Below are 23,306 nucleotides of genomic sequence, written 5' to 3'. Positions count from 1 at the left end.
ACGGGGCGGCGCGCGCCGGTCAGGGCAACTGGGGTAGATCCTCCGCGTACAGCAGCGTCAGGTCGTCCTTGGTGGGCTCCGCCACCTGCGCGACCCGGCTCGCGTGCCGCTCGACCATCGCCTCGAAGGTCTGGCGAGCGGTGCGTCCGTTGCCGAACGCGGGGCCCTTGGGGAGCTCGGTGAAGTACTTCAACAGGGCGTCCGCGGTGCTCGGGCCGAGCCGGTACTCGTGCTCCTCCGCCTGTTGCTCCACGATCCGCAGCAGCTCGCCGGGGCCGTAGTCGCCGAAGGTGATGGTGCGCGAGAAGCGGGACGCCACCCCGGGGTTGACCGACAGGAACCGTTCCATCTCCGCCGTGTAGCCCGCCACGATCACGACGACGGAGTCGCGGTGGTCCTCCATCAGCTTGACGAGGGTGTCGATGGCCTCCTTGCCGAAGTCCCGGCCGGCGTCCTCCGGCGACAGCGCGTACGCCTCGTCGATGAACAGCACCCCGCCATGGGCCCGTTGGAAGGCCTCCTGGGTGCGGATCGCCGTGGAGCCGATGTGCTCGCCGACCAGGTCGACGCGGGAGACCTCGACCAGGTGCCCCTTCTCCAGGACGTCGAGGGCGGCGAGGATCTCGCCGTACAGACGCGCGACCGTCGTCTTTCCGGTGCCGGGGGAGCCCGTGAAGACGAGATGCCGCTTGACGGACGCGGCCTTGAGCCCCGCCTGCTGACGGCGCCGCCCCACCTCGATCATGTCGATGAGGGCCCGCACCTCCCGCTTGACGCTCTCCAGGCCCACGAGCGTGTCCAGCTCGCCGAGCACGTCCATGGAGGTCCGCACCGACGTCCCGGGCCCGTCCTCGGCCCGCGGCGGCTCCGGCGGGGTGACGCGCTGCTCGGGGATCAGGCCGAGCAGCCCCGGCGACTGGGCCGTCGTCTGCACGGCCGGCTCCGGCGCCGCCGACAGGCCCGGCGTGCGCACGCCCGCGCTCTCGTCGCTGGTGCAGTCCTCGACCACGGGCCCGGAGCCGGAGGAGGCGTCCGCCCCGGCGTCGGCGAACTCGTAGCCCCCGCGCGCGCAGCGCTCCGTACGGCACTTGCGCAGCGTCGTGCGGCTGCCGTCTATCACGTGGAAGCCGTAGCCCCCGCTGTTGGTCACCCGGCAGTTCAGGAAGCTGCCCCGGCCGCCGGCCGACACATAGAACCCGGCCTCGGCGGGGGAGTCGACGGTGCAGCGCTCCACGGTGGGGTCGGCGCCCTTGGTGACGATGACGCCGGTCTGCGTGGCGTCCACGGTGCAGTTGGCGAGGGTGCCGCCGCTGCCGTGGTCACGGAACCACGCGCCCGTCGCCGCGTCCCGGATCCGGCAGTCGTCGAGCTGGGCCGTCGCTCCGTCGCTCACCGACACGGCCGTGTTGCGCACCTGGAAGAGGTCGCTGTCGACGACGTCCGCGCGCGAGCCGCGGTCGAGCACGAACAGGGCGTCCGGCACGTCGTGCACCCGGCAGGCGTCCAGCACGGCGGTGGCGCCGTCGCTGACCCAGACGGCCGGGTAGTCGCCGGTGCTGTCGAAGATCTCGCACTGGTTGGCGTCCACGCGCGTGCCCGGGTCCCACACCGACAGTCCGTTGCGCCCGAACTGACGCACCGTCGTGCGGGTCAGCGTCAGCACGGAGCGCGAGCGCAGGTCGACCGCGTTCTCGGGGATGTCGTGGATGCGGCAGTCGGCCAGCGTGAGCACGGCGTCCGTGTCGAGGGTGACGCCGTCGGCGGTGGTGCGGTGCACGTCGCAGTCGGTGAGGTGCGCGGTGGCCCGGGCGGTGACCTGGACGCCGCTTCCCCTGACCTCGTAGATCTCGCAGCCCACCGCCTCCAGCGCCGAATTGTCGCCGGTCGCGCTCAGCCCCGCGCCCGAGGCGTGGTGCACCCGGCAGCGCTCCAGCCGGGGACGGGCGCCCCCGCGCACCACGACGCCGGCCTGACCGGCCGCGACGACCTCGCACTCCTCGAAGACCCCGCCGCCGCCGTCGACCACGGCGATGCCGATGCCGGCCGGGTTGTCGACGGTGCACCGCCGGACCGTCGGCCGGGCGCCGCCGCGCACCTCGACGCCCGCCGAGGACCGCGTGACGATCCGCAGGTCCAGCAGTTCGGGTGCGCCCTCCTCGACGAGCACCGCCGGGGCCGCCGCGTCCTGGCCCTCCACGTGCAGGTCCTGGATCACCGCCGAGGCGCGCACGGTCAGCGGCACTCCGTCCGCGGGAGCCAGCCGCACGGAGCCCGGGGAGCCCTCGGGGCCGCGCAGGGTCACCGACCGCTGCACGACGAGGTTCTCCCGGTAGGTCCCGGGAGCGATGGTGAGGACGTCGCCCTCGGCCGCGGCCTCCAGGGCGGCGGCGAGCGATGCGTACTCACCCGTGCGGCGCCGCCACCGCGATGTGCCGGTGTGCGTCACCTGGACCGTGCCCTGTGCCATGGCGTTGTCGTGCCCCCACCTCGTGGTACGCGGGTTGATGCCGAATGGTTCGGCCGGACCACCGTAGCGTGCGCGCGGGTGGTGGGTTGACCAGAGACGGAAGGCCGTCAACTGCCTGCGCCGGTGCGCCCCCAGTCCGGGCCCGCCCGGTCCCAGGCCTGGTCCCAACGGGCGTACCGGCGGCGGACCATGCGCCACATGAGGACCCGCCGGCCGCCCTCGACCGCGCCCGCGGTGAGCAGTGCCGTGCCCAGACCGGCCAGCACGGCGTGCGTGGTCGCCGTGGCGGAGTCCAGCGGGCGGGCGACCAGCCGGCCGTGCGCGTCGGTCCATATCCCGAAGCGGTCCCCGACGCGGGGGGTTTCGAGGCCCGACAGGATGGTGCCGTGCTGCGCAGTACCGTCCGGCGCCGTCCAGTCCGCGACGACCCTGGTGCGCGCCTCCCGGCCGGTGGCCGTCTCGGGGTCCGCCTCCGGCGCCGAGGCGCCCGCTCTGCGCACCACCATGGCCGTCACCACGTGCCGGTTCTCGTGCTGCTCGCGCACCGACCGCTGCAGGACGCCCTGCGCCGCGCCGCCGACCAGGGCGCCCACCACGGGCGCGACCAGACAGATCAGCAGCAGGGCGGACAGCGCCACCCACGCCTCGACCAGATCCGTCCCCCGGCGCAGCGGGTTGTGTCGCCAGCGCCAGATTCCGCCGATCGCTCGCACCGTCCACCCCCTTCCCGCTCCGTGGTAACCCCCTTCGGAGCCGTTCACGCACGAGACCGGTGAAAGAGAGAGCGACATCACCAGGGCCCGGGACCTCTCATGAACTTCTCACGCAGTCCCAACGCTGCGAAGCGGCGCGCAGGTTCCCGCGGACCCGTCCGCTCACGGGTCGGGGGCGGGGGCCGCAGGCCGGAACTACGCGACGACGCGCACCGGATCGCCGACCCTGACCGTGCCGGCGGACAGCGGCACCAGGTTCTGTCCGAAGACCAGCCTGCCGCCTAGGCGCCGGTGCCGGCCCAGCGTGGCCAGGGGCTCCCTGCCGCGACCTGCGGTGTCCTGGTCGGTGGTGGTCACCACGCACCGTCCGCAGGGCTTCGCCACCCGGAACTCGACCTCGCCCACGCGCAGGCGCGACCAGCCGTCCTCGGCCCACGCCTCGGTGCCCGCCACGACCAGGTTGGGCCGGAAACGGTTCATCGGCAGCGGTCCCTCGTTCGGGTGCTCGCCCTGGGCGATCAGGGAGTTGAGGGCGTCGAGCGAGGCGGTGGCGGCGACCAGCAGCGGAAAGCCGTCGGCGAAGGAGACGGTCTCACCGGGCCGGGCGTAGTCGGGGTCGACCGGCCTGCGGATCGCCGGGTCGTCCATGTGCACCAGGCGCACGTCGGCGCCGACGTGGGCGCTGCACCAGCGGTGCGCGTCGGCGCAGGCGGGCACCGCCTCCACCTTGTCGCCGAAGATCTCCATGGACAGCATGCCGGCGGGCTCGGGCGTCGGCACGGTCAGCGGTTCGAGGCCGGGCGCGGACAGCCGAACGCCGCCGCCGGGCAGGTGCTCGGCGGCGGCCAGTGCCAGGCGCGGTCGCTGACGTTGGGTGACGACCTTTCCCCCGTCGTCGATCAGCGCCCATCGTCGGTCTCCGGCCAGCCCCCAGGGCTCCACGACGGCCTCACGGAGCGCCTGGCCCCGCAACGCCTTGACCGGATGCACGTGTATCGACAGCAGTTCCGCGTTCCCCATGGGGTCATCCTGCCAGGTGGCGGCGACGGCCCCGGGGCGGTTCAGTAACCGCGGTACTGCTGGTTGTTGTACGGGTCCTGGTACTGGGGCGCGGGCGGCCGGGGCGCGGCGGGACGCATCGCCTCGTAGCCGGCCGGGGCGGGGCGCATCTGCTGCTGCGCCTGCGGACCGGGATAGCCGCGCGGCGGGCCGGCCTGCGGCGGGATGTACGCCGCCGGGGCCTGCTGCAGCGGTGCGGGCTGCTGCGCCTGCGGATAGCCGTAGGAGAGCTGTGACGGACCGGCCGGGAGGGCGGGCAGGGCCGAGGGCAGCGCGGGCAGATGGCTCGCGCCCATGTCGTACGCGGCGGGGACCCGGATCGGGGCGATCTGCGGGGTGCCCCGCTCGGCGACGAGCGAGTCGTAGATCGGGGTGTCCGGGAAGGAGGCGGAGTAGTAGCCGCCGCCATAGGTGGAGCGGGGGGAGGTCATGGCACATAAGTTAAGCCCACGATGTGCTGGTTGGGGAGACCGATAAGAGGGTTGATTTCCGTGTCGGCCGTGGCCTTGGATCCCCAATGCGAGCGAACTCGGCAAAAAGGGACGGCAAACGCGTCGTAGATCGTGTAAAGCCCGAGCTCCGAGCGGGTTACCCGCGGTTGGCCAGGGCTGTTCCGGTCCTCCTGATGGGCGTGCGTCGTCCTGCGCAATAGGTTGACCGGGTAGACAAGCCGAGGGGTGCCGGCGGGCTGTCCGGCGCACTGACTGACGATGGGGGCGTACATGTCAATGTCGAAGGGCTCCAACACTCCGGTGCCGACCACGGCGCTGCGCGTCGAAGTGGGCTGGCGCCCGGGACCGGGCGTTCCGGACGTGGACGCGTCGGCGCTGGTGCTCGTCGGGGGGAAGGTCCGTTCCGACGCCGACTTCGTCTTCTACAACCAGCCCGCCCATTCCTCCGGGGCGGTCCGCCACGAGGGCAAGCGCGAAGCCGGCGGCCGGACGACCGACAGCCTGCTCGTCGACCTCACGCGCGTGGAGGCCGCCGTCGAGACCGTGGTCCTGGCCGCTTCGGCGGACGGCGGCTCGTTCGGCCGGGTCCCCGGCCTCTACATCGAGGTGCGGGACGCCGCGCAGGGCACCGTCGTGGCACGGTTCGACAGCACCGGCGCCACGGTCGAGACGGCCTTCGTGCTGGGCGAGTTCTACCGCCGTCAGGGCGCCTGGAAGTTCCGCGCCGTCGGCCAGGGCTACGACCGCGGCCTCGAAGGACTGGCCACCGACTTCGGCATCACCGTCGACGAGCCGCAGGGGACGGCGGCCCCCGCCCCGCCCGTGCCCCGAACGCCGACGCCGACGCCCCGTACCGCGCCGCCTCCGCCCCCGCCTCAGCAGCCGACCCTGCCCGCCTTCCCGGCCACGGTCCCGCCGCCCCTCCACCAGGCGCCGCCCCCGCCGCCGGCCCCGCCCGCGGCGCCCGTGCGGCTGACCAAGGTGACGCTCACCAAGGCCGCCCCCTCGGTGTCGCTGACCAAACAGGGCGGCACCTCCGGCGCCCTGCGCGTCAACCTCAACTGGGAGATGCGCAAGCAGTTCTCGGGGTGGGGCAGCAAGCGCGGCCGTGCGGTCGCCCTGCACAACGACCTCGACCTCGACCTGTGCGCCCTGTTCGAGCTCTCCGACGGCCGCAAGGGCGTCGTCCAGGCCCTCGGCAACGCCTTCGGCGCCCTGCACCAGCCGCCGTACATCCACCTCGACGGCGACGACCGCACGGGAGCGGTGTCCAGCGGTGAGAACCTCACCGTCAACCTCGACCGCAGGAACGACTTCCGGCGCATCCTGGTGTTCGTCACCATCTACGAGGGCGCCCGCTCCTTCGCCGACCTGCACGCCACGGTCACCCTGCAATCCCAGTACGGCGCGCCGATCGACTTCTCCCTGGACGAGTGCACGGTCCCCTCCACCGTCTGCGCGCTCGCGCTCATCACCAACCATGGCGGCGGCGACCTCGTCGTCCAGCGCGAGGCCCGCTACCTCGTGCCGGAGCGTGGGGTGAGCCCGCAGCGGACCGTGGACCACGCCTACGGATGGGGCATGAACTGGACGCCGGGCCGCAAGTAGGCCCGCCGCCGGGGCGGTCGGCTCAGCCCTCGTCGGCGACGGCGTCCGGACGCGCGTAGGTGCGGCCCTTCCAGGCCGCGCCGCGCCCCCGGTAGTGCTGCACCGCGGAGTCCACCGTCATCAGCAGGTAGAGGAACGCGGTGAACGGCAGGAGGGGGGCCGGCCACAGCGGCTGCTGGTAGTAGCGGAGCATCGGCACGTACGTCCCCGTCATGACCAACCACGCCAGGCCGCCGCACAGCGCGGTCGGCGCACCGCCGAGAGCGAGTCCGCACCCAAGGGCGAGCGGCGGGACGAGGTACACCAGGGCGAGGCCGAGCACCGTGCCGGCCAACAGGAGCGGGTTGTGCCGCAGTTGCGCGTAGGCGCTGCGCGAGACCATCCGCCACAGGTCCTCCAGCCGCGGATAGGGGCGCACGCTGTCCACCCGGTCGGCCAGTCCGAGCCATACGTGACCGCCGCCGCCCTTGACGGCCCGCGCGAGGGCCACGTCGTCGATGACGGCGTGCCGGATGGAGTCCGGGATCCGTGCCCGCTCGGCCGCGTCGCTGCGCATCAGGACGCAGCCGCCCGCCGCGGCGGCCGTGCGCGATCCCCGCCGTCCGATCCGGCGGAAGGGGTAGAGCTGCGCGAAGAAGTAGACGAAGGCCGGCACCACCAACCGCTCCCACACGCTCTCCACCCGCAGCCGTGCCATCTGGGAGACGACGTCGAAGCCACCGGTGTGCGCCGCCGCCACCAGCTCGCGCAGGCTGTCGGGCGCGTGCGCGATGTCGGCGTCCGTGAGCAGGAGGTACTCCGGCTCACGCGCGCGTGCCAGCGCGATCCCCTGACGCACCGCCCAGAGCTTGCCGGTCCAGCCCGCAGGCGGTTCGCCGGCCGAACCCACGGTCAGCGGGAGTCCGCCGTGCCGCCGGGCGAGGCTCCGCGCCAGCTCTCCGGTGCCGTCCCCGCTGTCGTCGTCGACGAGGAAGATCTCCGCCCGGCCCGGATAGTCCTGGGCGAGCAGGGTGGGCAGGCTCGCGGGCAGCACGGCGGCCTCGTCGCGCGCGGGCACGACGACGCAGACGGAAGGCCATCGCCGCGGCGCCGTGCGCGCGGGCAGCCTGACGTCGGTGCGCCAGAAGAAGCCCTGACAGAACAACAGCCACAGCCAGGCGGCCAGGGACAGGGCGGCGATCCACACGACGGCGTTCACGCGCGCAGTCTGCCCCACCCCGCCGGGCGGCACGGGCACATCGTCTATGGTGGCCGGGTGAAGATCGCGCTCATGGACTCCGGAATCGGCCTGCTGGCGGCCACCGCCGCGGTACGAGGCCTGCGGCCCGACGCCGATCTCGTGCTCTCCCTCGACCCCGACGGCATGCCCTGGGGGCCTCGCACGCCGCAGGACCTCACGGAGCGGGCCGTGGCCGTCGCCGAGGCCGCCGCCGCCCACCGGCCGGACGCCCTCATCGTCGGCTGCAACACGGCCAGCGTGCACGCGCTGCCGGCGCTGCGGGCCCTTCTCGAACCCGCCGTCCCGGTGATCGGAACCGTCCCCGCGATCAAGCCCGCCGCGGCAGGCGGAGGCCCCGTCGCCATCTGGGCCACGCCCGCCACCACCGGCAGCCCCTATCAGCGCGGTCTGATCGAGGACTTCGCCGGCGGCGTCGCGGTCGTCGAGGTGCCCTGCTGGGGGCTGGCCGAGGCGGTGGAGCACGCGGACGAGGCGGCGATCGACACGGCCGTCGCCGCGGCCGCCGCCCTCACCCCGGCCGAGGTGACGACCATCGTCCTGGGGTGCACCCATTACGAGCTGGTCGCCGACCGCATCCGTGCCGCCGTGCGCGGCCCCGGACGTCCGGCGCCCGTCCTGCACGGCTCGGCCGGCGCGGTGGCCGCGCAGGCGCTGCGCCGCATCGGCGCGCGCCCCGAGCCCGGGGCGACGCCGCTCGGCGCGGTGACGGTCATCCTCAGCGGCCGTCCCGGCGGACTTCCCGCGCCCGCCCTCGCCTACGCGGAAGGCCGCCTGCTCCAGGCCGTCGCCCCGGCCCGGTGATCGCGCGCCGATCGGCCGTCGATCGGCCCCCGACCGACGGGCCGCAGCGGGCCGCCCGAGCGGAGCAGTCACTGTGCGCCACGTGGTACCGGCGCAGCGAAACCTGAGTAACCTCATGGATATGAGGGACCACCCCCACGACGAGAGCACGCCCCTCCCCGACGCCGCGCACCGCGACGTTCCGCACGCCGACGTCTGGACCGGCCGCGCCACCAACCGCTTCCAGTGGCTGCTCGCCCTCGTGGGGGCCGCCTGTATGGGGCTCGGCGTCGAGCTCGCCGTGGACTCCGCGTGGACGTCCGGCGTCGCTCCCCTGGTCATGTCCGTCGTCGGCTGCATCGCCGCCGGTCTGCTGGTCCTCTTCGGCACCCTCGCCTTCGTCCACGTCGACCTCAAGCTCGACCGGGACAGCCTCGAGGTGCGCTGCGGCCACATCGGCCTGCCGCGCCGCCGCATCCCGCTGGCCCACGTCGCCGGCGCCGACTTCGAACCCCTCGTCACCCCGCGCCACTGGGGCGGCTGGGGCTATCGCTGGCGGCCGGAGAAGGGGACCGCGGTCGTCGTGCGCCGGGGCGAGGGCGTGGTGCTGCGGCTCTGGGACGGCCACACGTTCACGATCACCGTGGACGACGCGGAGTCCGCCGTCCGCGTCATCAGGGACCGACTGCGGACGGGCGCCCCGGGCGCGGCGCGCTGACACCCGCGCGCGGCTGGCTGCCGGCTCAGCCGGCCGGGCGACCGCCGTGCAGGTCCCGTTCGTACCGCGACGGCGCCCCGGACGGCTCGGACCCCTCCGACTCCCTCAACCCCTTGGACGCCTCGGACGGCAGGGGGTCGTCGGCGAGCGGTCGGGCCGTGGCCACGCCGGCCAGCAGTCCCGCGCCCACGGACACCGTGGTGAAGCTCAGCGCGTCGCCGACCGCGGCCACAGCGGCGAGAGCGGTCAGGGCCGTGCCCGCGGTGAGGACGACCGGCGTCGAACGCGGCGCACGCCACAGAGCGAACAGCACCCAGCAGAAGACGGCCGCGAGCAGCAGCACGCCGACCACCCCCTGCTCCGCCGCCAGCTGCAGCGGCGCCGAGTGCGGCCGGCCGTCGGACGGCGTCGAGCGAGCTGCCGTCCCGCTCAGCTCCGCGAAGCGTCCCGGGCCCACGCCGACGGCGCTCTCACGGCGGGCCATGCCCAGCGCGTCCCGCCACAGATCGACCCGGCGCGGCGTCAGCCCGTCCCGCAGGGCGCCGGCGAGGCCGCCAGGCAGCGCGTTCCCGGCGAGCGTCCAGGTCAGGCCCGTCACGAGGGCGGCGACCACGGCCAGCGCCGCGAGCGCCGGCCCCCGGCGCCGCGCCCGGCCGGCGGCTCGCGAGCACAGCAGCACGGCGCCACAGGCCACCACCGCCGTCGTCGAGCCCAGGAGCGCGCCCGCGACCGCGACGCCCCCGGCGACCAGCCACAGCGTGAGCCGCAGCACCGGCACCGCCGTCGCCCAGGCGGCGCAGCACGCGGCGCCGGCCGACAGGGTCAGCACCGCGGCGGTGGCGCCGGCGTGACCCGGCGGCGCGACGGTCTGCGGACCCGGGCCGAGCCGGGGCAGGGCCACTGCCAGGGCGAGCCCGGCCAGCGCTCCGGCGCAGGGCGCGGCGACCGGGAGCAGCACACCGAGGATCCGCCCGGCCGCGTATCCGGCGGCCAGTGCCAGCACGGCGAGCAGGACGCCCTCGGGGCGTCCGTCGTGCACGGCGGCGGTGATCAGGGACCAGACGGCGCAGCCCGCCAGCACACCTGCGCCCACCGCGTCCGAAACGTTTCGTCTTTCCCCGTCCGCAGCCGCGCCGGCGGACGTCGTGCCCGTGGAATACACCGCGCCCCCGAACCCGGTCGCCCCCCGACCGTGAGCCTGAACCCGTGACGGACCTGAACCGTGACGGACCCCGGCCGCTCGCGCGCGACCGGAGCTCTGGCACACCGTAACGGCTGATGGGCGGTTTGTGGATGACTCGCACCGGGTCGTACGACCGCCCCGGCCGCCGGGGCGCGCCCGGCGGCCGGACAGGGCGCACGCGATGTGCCGCGCGCGGGCCGAGCGGGGTGCGGCGGGCGCCGGGCGTGGGGACGGCCGCGGACGACGGGCCGGGCGGTCCGCCCCTCAGACCGCGCTGTCGGCCGAAAGGTGACCCGCCGTACACTCCCGGAGTGACCGTCACCGCAACATCCGTGGGCCAGCCGGACCAGCTGGAGCCTTCGACCGCGCCCGTCGCGCGCGGCGCGCGGCTCCTGCGTCTCGTCCCGGCCGCCGCAGCGGCGCTCTCCGGAGTGCTGCTCTATGTCAGCTTCCCCCCGCGCACCCTGTGGTGGCTGGCGCTGCCGGCCTTCGCCGTCCTCGGCTGGGTGCTGCGCGGACGCGGCTGGAAGGCGGCCTTCGGCCTCGGCTATCTCTTCGGTCTCGGTTTCCTGCTGCCGCTGCTCGTGTGGACGGGCGTGGAGGTCGGTCCCGGCCCCTGGCTCGCCCTGGTGGCCATCGAGGCGATCTTCGTCGCCCTGGTCGGCGTCGGCGTCGCCGCGGTCTCCCGGCTGCCGGCCTGGCCGGTGTGGGCGGCGGCGGTCTGGACCGCGGGCGAGGCGGCACGCGCGCGTGCGCCGTTCGGCGGCTTCCCCTGGGGCAAGATCGCCTTCGGTCAGGCGGACGGCGTCTTCCTGCCCCTCGCCGCGCTCGGCGGCACCCCGGTGCTCGGCTTCGCGGTCGTCCTGTGCGGCTTCGGCCTCTACGAGATCGTGCGTCTCGCCTCGGACCGGCGACGCTCGGGCGAGCTGCGGCGGTCGGCGGCCGCGGTCGCCCTGCTCAGCTTGGCCGTCCCGGTCGTCGCGGCCGTGGCGTCCCGCACCCTGGTCAGCGACAAGGCCGAGGACGGCACCGCGACGGTCGCCGTCATCCAGGGCAACGTCCCCCGCCTCGGCCTGGAGTTCAACGCCCAGCGCCGGGCCGTCCTCGACTACCACGTGCGCGAGACCGAGCGACTGGCCGCCGAGGTCGAGGCCGGCACGAAGGCCCGACCCGACTTCGTGCTGTGGCCGGAGAACTCCTCGGACATCGACCCCTTCGCCAACGCCGACGCCGCGGCGGTCATCGGCCGGGCGGCCAGGGCGATCGGCGCGCCCCTCTCGGTCGGCGGGGTCGTCGCGCGGGACGGCAAGCTCTACAACGAGCAGATCCTGTGGGACCCGGCCAAGGGACCCACCCAGACCTACGACAAGCGACAGGTCCAGCCGTTCGGCGAGTACCTTCCGCTCCGCTCCGTCATCGGAGCGATCAACAGCGACTGGACGTCGATGGTCCGCCAGGACTTCAGCCGGGGCACCGAGCCGGGCGTGTTCTCCATGGACCGGGCCAAGGTCGGCCTGGTCACGTGCTACGAGGCCGCGTTCGACTGGGCCGTGCGCTCCGAGGTCACCGACGGCGCCCAGCTGATCTCCGTGCCCAGCAACAACGCCACGTTCGACCGCAGCGAGATGACCTACCAGCAGCTCGCCATGTCCCGGGTCCGCGCGGTCGAGCACAGCCGCACCGTCACGGTGCCGGTGACCAGCGGGGTCAGCGCGATCATCATGCCGGACGGGAAGATCACCCAGAAGACCGGCATGTTCGTCGCGGACTCCCTGGTGCAGAAGGTGCCCCTGCGCTCCTCGGAGACGCCGGCGACCAAGCTCGGCATCCTGCCCGAGATGCTTGTGGTGCTCGTCGCGGCGGGCGGCCTGGGATGGGCGATCGGCGCCGGGGTGCGGGCCCGGCGGAGGCCGACGAGCTGATCGCCGCGCCCGGATAGGGTCGGGTCATGCCGACTCCTGACTTCATCACCGAGATCCGGGCTTCCGCGGGGCACCACCTGCTCTGGCTTCCCGGCGTCAGCGCCGTCGTCTTCGACGACGACGGGCGGGTGCTGCTGTGCCAGCGCGCGGACAACCGCCAGTGGACCGTGATCAACGGCATCCCGGACCCGGGGGAGCAGCCCGCCGACTGCGCCGTGCGCGAGGTGTACGAGGAGACGGGCGTGCACTGCGTCCCCGAGCGCGTCGTCCTGGTGCGCAGCGGGAGGCGGGTGGAGTACCCGAACGGCGACCAGTGCCAGTTCATGGACGTCACCCTGCGCTGCCGGGCCGTCGGCGGCGCAGCGCGGGTCAACGACGACGAGTCCGTCGACGTGGGCTGGTTCGGGCTGGACGCCCTGCCGCCGATGCACGAACGCCAGGTGTTCCGCATCAAGCAGGCGCTCTCCGACGAACCCACGTGGTTCGAGACCACGGCTTCCAAATGAACTATGGGCGGTGACCACATGGGGTGGGGGGCGCGCTCGTCCTAGGGTCGAGGCATGACTTCCCCCCAGGTCGCCGCCTTCGGCCCCGCGGCCCCCTCGCTCGACCTCGGAGGCCGCACCGCCCTCGTCACCGGCGCGGCCGGCGGCATCGGACGTGCCTGTGCGGTGCGGCTCGCGGCGGCCGGAGCCAAGGTGCGGGCCGTCGACCGGGACGAGGCCGGACTGGACCGGCTCGCCGAGAGCGCCGTCGGACTGCCCGGCTCGGTCGAACCGCACCTCCTGGACCTCACCGACCTGGACGCCGCCGAGCGGGCCGCCGCCGGGACGGACGTCCTGGTCAACAACGCCGGACTGCAGCGGGTGGCCCCGCTGGAGGACTTCCCGCCGGACGTCTTCCACACGGTGCTCACCGTGATGCTGGAGGCGCCCTTCCGGCTCATCCGCGGCGCGCTGCCCCACATGTACGGACAGGGCTGGGGCCGCATCGTCAACGTGTCGTCCGTGCACGGGCTGCGGGCCTCCGCCTACAAGTCGGCGTACGTCGCGGCCAAGCACGGACTCGAAGGGCTGTCCAAGACCGCCGCCCTCGAAGGCGCGCCCCACGGGGTGACCTCCAACTGCGTCAACCCCGCCTATGTGCGCACCCCGCTCGTCGAACGACAGCTCGCCGACCAGGCGCGGACGCACGGCATCCCCGAGGAACGCGTGCTGGCCGAGGTGCTCCTGCGCGACAGCGCCGTCAAACGGCTCATCGAACCGGAGGAGGTCGCCGAGGCCGTCGCCTATCTGTGCGGCCCGCAGGCCTCCTTCGTCACGGGCGCCTCGCTGGTCCTCGACGGCGGCTGGACGGCGCACTGAGCGTCCCGGCCGACGGCGCCGGCGGAGTTTTCCACAGGGCTGACGGGCCGGCCGGGCGATGAGGAATCCTGTGCACATGTCCCGCGACGACCCGCAGGGCGCCGTCAAGGCCCCCGCCACCGCCCACGACGCCGACGCGCCGTTCCTCGAGCTGCTCGCCCGCGGCGCGGCAGCCGAGGCCTACGACCGGCCCGTGCTGCTCGCCCGCGCCGAGGGCGGGCCGGACGAACGGATCGCGGCACTCGAACACGCCCGGCTGCTCGCGCTGCGGGTCCGCTCGGAACTGGAGGGCCGGCGCCGCCGGGAGGCCGAGCTGTCGGCGCTCTTCGAGACGGCCCACGACCTCGCCGGCCTGCGCGACGTGGACGCCGTCCTGCGGGCGATCGTGCAACGGGCCCGTTCCCTGCTCGGCACCGACGTCGCCTACCTCAGCCTCAACGACCCGGCCAGGGGCGACACCTACATGCGGGTCACCGAAGGGTCCGTCGCGGCCCGCTTCCAGCAGCTGCGCCTCGGGATGGGGGAGGGGCTCGGCGGCCTGGTCGCGCAGACGGCCCGTCCGTACGTCACCGACGACTACTTCCGCGACGACCGCTTCCGGCACACGGCGGCCATCGACGGAGGCGTGCGCGACGAGGGGCTGGTCGCGATCCTCGGCGTGCCGCTGACCCTGGGGCCGAACGTCATCGGGGTGCTGTTCGCGGCCGACCGGCGCGCCCGGGTCTTCGAGCGGGAGCAGATCGCCCTGCTCGGCTCCTTCGCGGCACTCGCCGCGGCCGCCATCGACACCGCCAACCTGCTCACCGAGACCCGCTCGGCCCTGGCCGGTCTGGAGCGCGCCAACGAGATCATCCGGGACCGCAGCTCGGTCATCGAGCGCGCCTCCGACGTCCACGACCGGCTGGCCGAACTGGTCCTGCGCGGCGGCGGGGTCCACGACGTGGCCGCCGCCGTCTCGCACGTGCTCGACGGCGTCGTGGAGTTCACGGAGACGGCGCCGGCCGACGCCCTGGAAGCGTCCCGCGCGGAGGGCCACGCCGTACGCCACCGGGAGGACTGGGTCGCGGCCGTCGCGGCGGGCGGGGAACTGCTCGGCGCTCTGGTGCTGCGCGGTCACCCCGGCCTCGACCCGGTCGACCAGCTGACCCTGGAGCGCGCGGCGATGGTGACCTCCCTGCTGCTGCTGGCCAGACGCTCCGCGGCCGAGGCCGAGCAGCGCGTGCGCGGCGAACTCCTCGACGACCTGCTGGACGCCCGCGACCGCGACCCGCGCCTGCTGCGCGAACGCGCCGCCCGGCTGCGGGCCGACCTCGACGCGACCCACGTCGTGCTCGCCGCCCGCCTCGACGCCGTCGCACCCGACGCCGACCACGAGGCGGCCGCCCGCCGCCGGCTGTGGGCCGCCGCCTCCCACCTTGCCGCCACCCGGCACGGCCTGGCCGCCGCGCGCGACGGCGGCACCGTCCTGCTGCTGCCCCTGGAACCCGGCGACAGCGCGACGGACCTGGCCCGCCGTACCGCGCTGCACCTGGGCGCCGCCGTCCACGAGACGGTCACCGTCGGCGCGTCCGCCCCGGTGTGCGACCTCGCCGCGGAACCGGACACGGTGGTCGCCGGGTACGAGGAGAGCCGCCGGTGCCTGGACGCGCTGAGACTGCTGGGCCGCCGCGGGGACGGGGCGGCCGCCGAGGACTTCGGCTTCCTGGGACTGCTGCTGGCCGGCGAGCGGGACGTGACGGGCTTCGTGGACCGCACCATAGGCAAGGTGGTCCGCTACGACGAACGGCGCGGGACCGACCTGCTGCGCACCCTCGACGCGTACTTCGCGTCGGGCATGAGCCCGGCCCGCACGAAGGACGAACTCCACGTCCACGTCAACACGGTGGCCCAGCGCCTGGAGCGCGTCGGCCGGCTCCTGGGCGAGGACTGGCAGAGCCCGGCCCGCGCACTGGAGATTCAACTCGCCCTGCGCCTGCACCGGTTGGCGTCCCCCGCCCGGCACTGATCGCCGCGCCGAGGCCGCCGGCCCACGAGGCGGCGAGCCGCGCCGCCGCGAGCCGGCTCGATCCCGCCCCGCCGTCGGGGCGGAGCGGGACGAGGGCGCACGCCGCGGGAGCGCTCGGGTGGGTTCAGACGGTGCGGGCGTCCGCGGCGGTCGCCTGCTCGGGCTCCCGGTCCGGGGCGGGCTCGACGTCGGCCAGGTCGCGGTGCCGGGTCTCTTTGGCGACCCCCACGGCGACGACCGTCAACAGGGCCGCGGCGATGACGTACAGGGCGATCGGGGTGGAACTGTCGTAGTCGGCGAGCAGGGCGGTGGCGATGAGAGGCGCCGGGGCGCCCGCGGCGACCGAGGCGAACTGGGCGCCGATCGAGGCGCCCGAGTAGCGCATCCGGGTCGCGAACATCTCGGAGAAGAACGCCGCCTGGGGCGCGTACATCGCCCCGTGCAGCACCAGGCCCACGGTGACGGCCAGCACGAGGCCGCCGAAGTCGCCGGTGTCGACCAGTGAGAAGAAGGGGAACATCCAGAGCCCGATGCCGACCGCCCCCAGCAGGTACACAGGCCGCCGCCCGACCCGGTCGGACAGCGCGCCCCAGGCGGGGATCACCGCGAAGTGCACGACGGACGCGATGAGCACGGCGTTGAGCGCGGTCTGCTTGGAGACGCCGGCCGAGGTGGTCGCGTACACCAGGATGAACGCGGTGATGACGTAGTAGGAGATGTTCTCGGCCATGCGCGCGCCCATCGCGACGAGCACGTCACGCCAGTGGTGGCGCAGCACGGACACCAGCGGCAGTTGTTCGGCGTCCGCCGTCCGCACCGCCTTGCGGGCCTCGGCCTGCGCCAACGCCTGCCGGAACACCGGGGATTCGTCCACGGACAGCCGGATCCACAGGCCGACGATCACGAGCACTCCGGAGAGCAGGAACGGGATCCGCCAGCCCCAGGACGCGAAGGAGGCGTCCGACAGCACGGCCGTCAACAGGGAGAGCACGCCGGTCGCGAGCAACTGCCCGGCGGGAGCGCCGGTCTGGGGCCAGGAGGCCCAGAACCCGCGCCGCCGGGCGTCCCCGTGCTCGGAGACCAGCAGCACGGCTCCGCCCCACTCGCCGCCGAGCGCGAAGCCCTGGACCAGTCGCAGCGCGGTCAGCAGCACCGGCGCGGCGGTGCCGACGGTCGCGTGGGTGGGCAGCAGCCCGATGGCGAAGGTCGCGCCGCCCATCAGCAGCAGGCTCAGCACCAGCAGCTTCTTGCGTCCGAGTCGGTCCCCGTAGTGCCCGAAGACGAGCGCTCCGAGCGGCCGCGCGGCGAACCCGACGGCATAGGTCAGGAACGACAGGAGCGTGCCGACGAGCGGGTCGGAGCCCGGGAAGAACAGCTTGTTGAAGACGAGGGCGGCGGCGGAGCCGTAGAGGAAGAAGTCGTACCACTCGATGGTGGTGCCGATGAGGGACGCGGCGACGATGCGCTTGAGGCTGTTCGGGGCCGGTGGAGCGGTTGCGGGCGACGACATCGGCACCACTTCCTGGGGTGTGACGGGGACGTTTGCGTGTCGCCACACCGTAGGAATCCGCAGGTCAGACGCACATGTGGCGGGCCAACATAGTTCGAGGGTTGGCTATGCGTGCCGCCACCATGCCGGCTCGTGGAAAGGCGGTTCAGGGGATCGATGCTGGTCGAAAACGAGTGCCGTCCGGGACGCGTGGCTCGGGGTGATTCGACGGTGCGGCGCTGACTCCCGTGCTGGTTTGGTGCTGACCAAAAGCCCACGTCATCACCTGTGCTCGCCCCTGCCGTGCTGACTTGGTGCTGACCACACTCCGTTGAACTCGGACGTCTTGGGGCTGATCGGCTCAGGGCTGCTGCGCGGTAAGGCGGCTCTGTCGGAGTGGCCGCCTCCGCCTGCCCCGCGTTGACGGTCCCACCTGGCACAGGCTGTAGAGACCGTCCACGGGCGTCCAGCCACTCCAGCGCGGGCACGAAAGCGCACTGCTACGCGGAACAGACCCTCCACCCCTATGTCGATGACGTCGACCACGACCGATGGCCGAGGGCGCGGCTCAGGACCGGCTCGGCCGATGACCGGTTCTTTCAGGCGAATCCCCTGGATAGCCCGGCAAGCACCGTTTCAGGACTCACAGGGGAGCCCGCGCAGGTCAATCGCGGGAGCCGGCATCCTCTCCGGCAGCGTCGGTAATTGACAGGGTACGAACGTACCTCTTAACGTACCCAAATCCGGGGGCGAGGCCGTCAGCTCAACGAGGAGCGTCGATGCAGCACCTGTACGAGATAGATGTCCGGGTTCCGATGCGTGACGGCGTAGCCCTCGCCGCGAACGTGTGGCATCCGGCCGACGGGGAGGCTCCGACGCTGCTCGTGCGCCTGCCGTACGGCAAGGGCGCGATGGGCTTCGGCCAGTCAGCCATCCCCACCGGCGGCGTCATCGCTCACGAGAGAGAGGAGCAGATGATTCCCGCGATCAACCACATCCATCACGGGCCGAACCACCCCAGCCGTCTCGTGCTGCCGATCATCGACCGGAAGGGCCGGCGATGAGCGCCGCCGACAGGGTCACCGAACTGACCGAGACATTCGCGGCTCCGTCCGTCGACGTGGCTTGGCTGCTGTGCGACCAGCACCCCGCCGACCGAGTCGCGTTCACTGTCGTCGACGGCGCCGGTGAGCCTTCCCCGCTGACCTTCGGAGCCCTTGCCGAGGACTCGCACCGCTGTGCGCGGGCGCTGCAGGGGCTCGGCGTCGGTCCGGGTGACCGGGTGGCGACCCTGATGGGCAAGAGCACCGACCTGGTCACCGTCATCCTGGCGATCTGGCGGCTCGGCGCGGTCTACGTCCCGCTGTTCACCGCGTTCGCACCCCAGGCCATCGCCCTGCGGCTGGAGGGCGCGGGTGCGCACGTGGTGGTCGTCGACCCGGACCAGCGCCACAAGCTCGACCCGGGCCCCGACATGCCGGACGACCCCGAGCGCCGCGTCGTCGTCACCGGAACCGGCACGTCGCGCGGTGACATGGTGCTGGCCGACCTCGTCGCGGCCGCGTCGCCCGAGCCGGTGCCCGCCGTCACCACGAGCGGGGACGGGCCCCTGGTGCACATGTTCACCTCCGGCACGACCGGCAAGCCCAAGGGGGTCATCCATCCCGTCTCCTACATCGCCGGATGGCAGATCTACCTGGAGTACGCCCTCGGCGTCACCCGGGACAGCAGTTACTGGTGCGCCGCCGACCCCGGCTGGGCCTACGGGCTCTACGCGGCGATCGTCGCTCCGATGGCCGCCGGCATCCCCGGCCTGCTGCTGTCCGGCGGGTTCTCCCCGGAGACGACCTGGCGCACCCTCGTCGACCACCGGATCACCGACTTCGCCGCCGCCCCGACCGTGTACCGGGGACTGCGCTCCTCGGCGGTGCGGGCGCCGCAGGGGCTGCGGCTGGAGCGAGCGTCCAGCGCGGGCGAACCCCTGACCCCTGAGGTCAACGAGTGGGCCGGCGCCGCGCTCGGCCTGGCCGTGCACGACCACTTCGGCCAGACCGAGGTCGGCATGCCCCTGGCCAACCACCACCACGGCGAACTCGCCCGCCCGCTCAAAGCGGGATCGATGGGACGGCCGGTGCCCGGCTGGAGCCTCACCGTCCTGGCCGACGAGAAGGACGAGCCCGCCGGACCGGGCGTGCTCGGCCGGGTCGCGATCGACGTCGCGGCGAGCCCGCTGATGACCTTCCGCGACTACCAGATCCGCGGGCAGAGCGATGCCAAGTTCACCCCCGACGGCCGCTGGTACCTCACGGGCGACGCCGGGCGCGTCGACGCGGACGGCGACTTCTTCTTCTCCTCCCGCGACGACGACGTCATCATCATGGCCGGCTACCGGATCGGGCCGTTCGAGATCGAGAGCGTCCTCGCCCAGCATCCCGCGGTCGCCGAGTGCAGCGTCATCGGCGCACCCGACGACGTACGGGGCGAGGTCGTCGAGGCGTACGTCGTCCTCCGCGACGGCGTCGACGGCTCGCCGGATCTGGCCGCTGAGCTCCAGGTGCTGGTCAAGACCCGCTACGCCGCCCACGCCTACCCGCGCACGATCCACTTCATCGACGCCCTGCCCAAGACGCCCAGCGGCAAGACCCAGCGCTACCTGCTGCGCAGCCGTCGCCGCACCGAACTCACCACCCCGGAGTCACGTTGACCGACACGGAACCTCTGCTCGTCGAGCAACGCGGCACCGTCCGGTGGCTGCTGCTCAACCGCCCCGAGCGGCGCAACGCCCTCGACATCTCCCTCGTAGAAGCCCTGGACAAGCAGATCACCAGCGCCGAGGCCGACCCCGGCACAGCGGTCGTCGCCGTGGCAGGAAAGGGACCGAGCTTCTGTGCCGGCGGGGACTTCCACCAGTTCCTGGAGCTGCACGAGCGGGGCGACAACCCGGTCGGCTTCCTGACCGACGTGTCGGCCTGCTTCAGCCGCATCGCGGCCAGTCCGAAACCATGGGTCGCCGTGCTGCACGGTCACGCCGTCGCCGGGGGCCTGGAACTCGCGCTGGCCTGCGACGTCGTCGTCGCCGCCGACAGCACGCTCATCGGCGACGGCCACCTCAACCGGCGGCTCGTACCGGCCGGCGGGTCAAGCGTCCGGCTGCCCGGCGCGGTCGGACGCGGACTGTCGCGCCGGCTCCTGCTCACCGGCGAACTGCTGCCCGCGACCTCTTTCGCACACACCGGCTGGATCCAGGCGATCGTGCCCGAAGCCGACCTCGACGCCACCGCCGCCCGCATCTGCCGGCAACTGGCAGACCGAAGCAGCCCCGCCCAGCAACGGCTCAAGACGCTGCTGCACCGGATCGACGGCATCGCCCCCGAGGACGCCCTGCGCGAGGAACTGGCCACCTTCGCCGACAACTGGTCGGCGAGTTCCGTGGCCGACGCCCTGCGGGCCTTCCTCGCACCCCCGACCACGAAAGCAGACACCAAGTGAACCGCTACCACGGACGCGTCGTCGCCATCACCGGCGCCGCCCAAGGACTCGGCCTCGCCATGGCGACCCGGCTCGCCGCAGAAGGCGCCGCCGTCGCGCTGGCCGACGTCAACGAACAGGCCCTCACCGACGCCACCGGGACGATCGCCGACGCCCACGACGCGAAACTCCGCACCGACGTGGTGGACGTGACCGACTCGGCTCAGGTCGACGCGTGGGTGGACGGCGTCACGGCCGATCTCGGCCGCCTCGACGTGCTGGTCAACAACGCCGGCATCATCCGCGACAACCGCGTCGAGGACATCACCGACGACGACTGGCACGCCGTCATCGACGTCAGCCTCACCGGCGGCTTCCACTGCGCGCGCGCCGCGTTCGGCCCCATGAAACGCCAGGGCTACGGACGCATCATCAGCTTCTCCTCCATGTCATGGCGCGGGAACTTCGGCCAGACCAACTACGTAGCTGCCAAGGCCGGCATCGTCGGCATGACCCGCACCCTCGCGCTGGAGGGCGCCCGCCACGGCATCACCGCCAACGCCATCGCCCCCGGCCTGATCGACACCCCCATGCTCGCCTCCATGAACGGCCCCGCACGCGACAAACTCACCAACAAGATCCCCATGCGCCACACCGGCACGCCCGACGACATCGCCGAAGCCGCAGCCTTCCTCGCCAGCGAAGCCGCCGGCTACATCACCGGCATCGTCCTCGACGTGGACGGCGGCATCTCCATCGGATCCTCCATCCGGTAACCCCGAACCCGGCGGACGAGCAGATGATCAGCCCTTGCCTCGGCCTTCGACGTCCGGCCCAGCCCCGCCGGCCGGGCTGGTGAGCCTGCATCTCACTGATGACGACCGATGCTCCGTGTCATCACCGCGATGGTGGTGACATCGAGCCGGATGGACCCCCGAAGCGGTACACGTCCACCTGCTCCGTGTGAGGTGATCGTCAGTATCAGTAACACCACCGCCCCGGTCAGCAACTGTGCAAGCCGTGATCGTCTCGTCGTGGTCGTTGAAACCGGGACCCTGGTCGTACGAGAGCTTCCGGAGCCGAAGAGTCAGGAGAGCCAGGCCCTCATGGATGTCGAAGGTGATCCGCTGCTGCCGCGGACGTCGCCTGCGAGCCAGTGAGACACCCTTGTCCGACCGTCACTCACGGGGACACTCCCAGCGGGTACGTCAGGCGGTACGTCAGTACCCAATCGGTCGGTCTTCCGGCCCGGACGACCACCCGCCGCTTCCGGCGGAGACGCTCATGGGAGACTGCTGCGGTGACGGCCCAACCTGACTCGCGCGACCGACGCCCGCGCCGAACGGCACGCAGACGGGTCGTCGACACGCGCCGGCGGGAGGAACTGCTGCGCCAGGCCGAGACGATCATCCTGACCGAAGGCTTCACCGCGGTGACCATGGATGAGCTGGCCCAACGACTGGGGTGCTCCAAGGCGACGCTGTACAGCCTCGCCTCCACGAAGGAACAGCTGGTCCTGGCGGTCACCCGCGCCTTCTTCCGGGATGCGACAGCCGAGATCGAACAGGCTGTCCAGGGCGAGCCCGACCCCAGGCAGCGCATCCGGGTCTATCTCGCCGGCGTCGGCACGGCCATGCGCCGGCATTCCCACGCCTTCTACGACGACATGGTCGGTTACGAACCGACCGCACAGATCTACCGCACGAACTCCGCAGCCGCGGCGCGCCGGGTCCACGAACTGATCGAGGAGGGCGTGCAGACCGGTGTTTTCCGCGCGCTCAACGGTCATTTCGCCGCCCATGTCGTAGCGGTCACCATCGACGCGGTCCAGTCGGGGATTCTTCTGGAGAGGACCGGCCTGACCGCCGGCGACGCCTTCTCCGAGCTCGGTGACCTCCTGCTGGACGGGCTCAGTGCAGGGCAAGGCGCCTTCGAGCCCCCTTCGACACCTGTGCGCTTCCTTCGGCATGGCTGACCCTGCGGCACCGGTGAACACCCGGAATCGAGGTCAGGACCGCGGAAAGAGGATGAGCCTCCGGCAGCGCTCCGATCTGCCCTTCCAGGGCTCGTCGCTGTTCGTGGACGGCCGCCGAGCGAACGGGCCAGGGACGGCGGACCGTCCTCGGGCCGGTCAGGGGCCCACAAGGGGCAGTACACGCGGCCGTCGGTCCACACCGTGGTCACCGTGACGATGTCGTTGTCGGTCTTGCCATACCTGCCCAGCCACTGCCGGCCCACGTGCGCCGTGGCCGTGCCGTCCATGCGGTCCCCGGAGTCATCGATCACGAGGACCCCGCCGTCGTGCGGAGCCGTCGACGCCTGCTCGCGCAGTAGCTCAAGCCGCCGCTCGTTGACCGGCTTGGCTTCCCAGGGCGACTCGGAGAGGAAGAACTGCAGCCGCTGCACCCCCGGCATCCCCGCGCCGGCCACCGGCTCCGCCCCTGCCAGGCAGGTGATCGTCTTGCTCCGCTCCCGCGGCGCCGGCGGCCCGCTCAGGTACTCGCGAAATCCTTGCCGCTGGGCCAGGCCGAAGAAGGTCTCTAACCGGGCCGCGTACTCCTCCAACGGCCCGCTCCGGTGCAGGAGGACACGGACGGCGAGCGGTCATCTCCAGCTTCCAGCAAGGCAGTTGCCTCCCACGTACGGCCTACGGCCAACCGGACCGGCCGTCGACCCGCACCACCGCCGGATTTGACGGACCACCGGTAGCCACGGATAAGCCGCGCACGGCAACGGTCGGGGCGGGCCCCCCGGACGGGTGGTGCGCCGGGTCCCCCGCGGGTGAACCCCACCGAGGGACCCCCGGCGGGTGGCCCGCGGCCGGGCGTTCGGCCCCGG

The 23,306-nt window shown here is 73.0% G+C and carries 19 protein-coding genes and 2 pseudogenes; 12 read left to right on the top strand and 9 right to left on the bottom strand.

Annotated features, from left to right (window positions below; translation table 11 throughout):
- Positions 1-19: 19 nt before the first annotated feature.
- The 4 genes from ACFVYK_RS27760 to ACFVYK_RS27745 all read right to left on the bottom strand — a co-directional run bounded on the left by ACFVYK_RS27760 (position 20) and on the right by ACFVYK_RS27745 (position 4,670).
- Positions 20-2,467 carry a right-handed parallel beta-helix repeat-containing protein gene (locus tag ACFVYK_RS27760; RefSeq protein ID WP_389778696.1) on the bottom strand — a complete coding sequence of 816 codons (2,448 nt, stop codon included), beginning with the start codon at positions 2,465-2,467 and terminating at the stop codon, positions 20-22.
- Positions 2,468-2,574: 107 nt separating this feature from the next.
- Complete coding sequence (locus ACFVYK_RS27755) at positions 2,575-3,180, bottom strand: hypothetical protein (protein ID WP_389778694.1); 606 nt, start codon at positions 3,178-3,180, stop codon at positions 2,575-2,577.
- Between the two features lie 195 nt (positions 3,181-3,375).
- A complete protein-coding gene (locus ACFVYK_RS27750; protein WP_389778693.1) occupies positions 3,376-4,200 on the bottom strand; it encodes an MOSC domain-containing protein in 825 nt (274 codons plus the stop codon).
- A 41-nt stretch (positions 4,201-4,241) separates the two neighbouring features.
- A complete protein-coding gene (locus tag ACFVYK_RS27745; RefSeq protein WP_389778691.1) occupies positions 4,242-4,670 on the bottom strand; it encodes a DUF6643 family protein in 429 nt (142 codons plus the stop codon).
- A gap of 297 nt (positions 4,671-4,967) precedes the next feature.
- On the opposite strand from ACFVYK_RS27745, the gene ACFVYK_RS27740 reads away from it, so the two are divergent.
- Positions 4,968-6,299, top strand: a complete 1,332-nt coding sequence (locus ACFVYK_RS27740) for a TerD family protein (RefSeq protein WP_389778709.1) — start codon at positions 4,968-4,970, stop codon at positions 6,297-6,299.
- A 22-nt stretch (positions 6,300-6,321) separates the two neighbouring features.
- On the opposite strand, the gene ACFVYK_RS27735 is transcribed toward ACFVYK_RS27740, so the two are convergent.
- Entirely contained in the window at positions 6,322-7,485 is a 1,164-nt protein-coding gene (locus ACFVYK_RS27735; protein WP_389778707.1) for a glycosyltransferase, read from the bottom strand.
- A gap of 69 nt (positions 7,486-7,554) precedes the next feature.
- On the opposite strand from ACFVYK_RS27735, the gene ACFVYK_RS27730 reads away from it, so the two are divergent.
- Positions 7,555-8,340, top strand: a complete 786-nt coding sequence (locus ACFVYK_RS27730) for a glutamate racemase (protein ID WP_389778689.1) — start codon at positions 7,555-7,557, stop codon at positions 8,338-8,340.
- 121 nt (positions 8,341-8,461) lie between these two features.
- Positions 8,462-9,037 carry a hypothetical protein gene (locus ACFVYK_RS27725; RefSeq protein WP_389778687.1) on the top strand — a complete coding sequence of 192 codons (576 nt, stop codon included), beginning with the start codon at positions 8,462-8,464 and terminating at the stop codon, positions 9,035-9,037.
- A gap of 25 nt (positions 9,038-9,062) precedes the next feature.
- Here ACFVYK_RS27725 and ACFVYK_RS27720 read toward each other — a convergent pair whose 3' ends face one another.
- Complete coding sequence (locus ACFVYK_RS27720) at positions 9,063-10,130, bottom strand: O-antigen ligase family protein (protein ID WP_389778685.1); 1,068 nt, start codon at positions 10,128-10,130, stop codon at positions 9,063-9,065.
- Positions 10,131-10,531: 401 nt separating this feature from the next.
- Here ACFVYK_RS27720 and lnt point away from each other — a divergent pair, with 401 nt between their 5' ends.
- The 4 genes from lnt to ACFVYK_RS27700 all read left to right on the top strand — a co-directional run bounded on the left by lnt (position 10,532) and on the right by ACFVYK_RS27700 (position 15,511).
- Positions 10,532-12,142 carry an apolipoprotein N-acyltransferase gene (gene lnt, locus ACFVYK_RS27715; RefSeq protein WP_389778683.1) on the top strand — a complete coding sequence of 537 codons (1,611 nt, stop codon included), beginning with the start codon at positions 10,532-10,534 and terminating at the stop codon, positions 12,140-12,142.
- 26 nt (positions 12,143-12,168) lie between these two features.
- Positions 12,169-12,648: an NUDIX domain-containing protein gene (locus ACFVYK_RS27710; RefSeq protein ID WP_389778682.1), complete on the top strand. Its 480-nt coding sequence runs from the start codon at positions 12,169-12,171 to the stop codon at positions 12,646-12,648.
- A gap of 54 nt (positions 12,649-12,702) precedes the next feature.
- The gene (locus tag ACFVYK_RS27705; protein ID WP_389778680.1) at positions 12,703-13,506 is read left to right on the top strand and encodes a 3-hydroxybutyrate dehydrogenase; all 804 of its coding nucleotides are present in this window, start codon (positions 12,703-12,705) and stop codon (positions 13,504-13,506) included.
- Positions 13,507-13,582: 76 nt separating this feature from the next.
- A complete protein-coding gene (locus tag ACFVYK_RS27700; RefSeq protein WP_389778678.1) occupies positions 13,583-15,511 on the top strand; it encodes a helix-turn-helix domain-containing protein in 1,929 nt (642 codons plus the stop codon).
- A gap of 124 nt (positions 15,512-15,635) precedes the next feature.
- Here the strand turns inward: ACFVYK_RS27700 and ACFVYK_RS27695 are convergent, their stop codons facing one another.
- A complete protein-coding gene (locus ACFVYK_RS27695) occupies positions 15,636-17,021 on the bottom strand; it encodes an MFS transporter (protein WP_389778677.1) in 1,386 nt (461 codons plus the stop codon).
- Between the two features lie 758 nt (positions 17,022-17,779).
- On the opposite strand from ACFVYK_RS27695, the gene ACFVYK_RS27690 reads away from it, so the two are divergent.
- From ACFVYK_RS27690 to ACFVYK_RS27670, 5 genes are all read left to right on the top strand, one after another.
- Positions 17,780-18,064: a hypothetical protein gene (locus ACFVYK_RS27690; RefSeq protein WP_389778675.1), complete on the top strand. Its 285-nt coding sequence runs from the start codon at positions 17,780-17,782 to the stop codon at positions 18,062-18,064.
- A complete protein-coding gene (locus ACFVYK_RS27685; protein WP_389778673.1) occupies positions 18,061-19,704 on the top strand; it encodes an AMP-binding protein in 1,644 nt (547 codons plus the stop codon). Before ACFVYK_RS27690 ends, ACFVYK_RS27685 begins: the two co-directional genes overlap by 4 nt.
- Positions 19,701-20,489: an enoyl-CoA hydratase/isomerase family protein gene (locus ACFVYK_RS27680; protein ID WP_389778672.1), complete on the top strand. Its 789-nt coding sequence runs from the start codon at positions 19,701-19,703 to the stop codon at positions 20,487-20,489. Before ACFVYK_RS27685 ends, ACFVYK_RS27680 begins: the two co-directional genes overlap by 4 nt.
- Positions 20,486-21,244, top strand: a complete 759-nt coding sequence (locus ACFVYK_RS27675; RefSeq protein ID WP_389778670.1) for an SDR family oxidoreductase — start codon at positions 20,486-20,488, stop codon at positions 21,242-21,244. Before ACFVYK_RS27680 ends, ACFVYK_RS27675 begins: the two co-directional genes overlap by 4 nt.
- Positions 21,245-21,768: 524 nt before the next feature.
- A complete protein-coding gene (locus ACFVYK_RS27670; RefSeq protein ID WP_389778668.1) occupies positions 21,769-22,443 on the top strand; it encodes a TetR/AcrR family transcriptional regulator in 675 nt (224 codons plus the stop codon).
- Positions 22,444-22,459: 16 nt separating this feature from the next.
- Here ACFVYK_RS27670 and ACFVYK_RS27665 read toward each other — a convergent pair.
- A pseudogene (locus ACFVYK_RS27665) lies at positions 22,460-22,580 on the bottom strand (IS110 family transposase); the annotation flags it as partial.
- Positions 22,581-22,670: 90 nt separating this feature from the next.
- Positions 22,671-23,033, bottom strand: a pseudogene (locus ACFVYK_RS27660) (transposase); the annotation flags it as partial.
- Between the last annotated feature and the right edge of the window lie 273 nt (positions 23,034-23,306).

It is taken from the genome of Streptomyces sp. NPDC058291 (assembly GCF_042880855.1).
In the GTDB taxonomy this organism is placed as follows: domain Bacteria; phylum Actinomycetota; class Actinomycetes; order Streptomycetales; family Streptomycetaceae; genus Streptomyces.
This window is presented reverse-complemented; position numbering and strand designations above follow the sequence as displayed.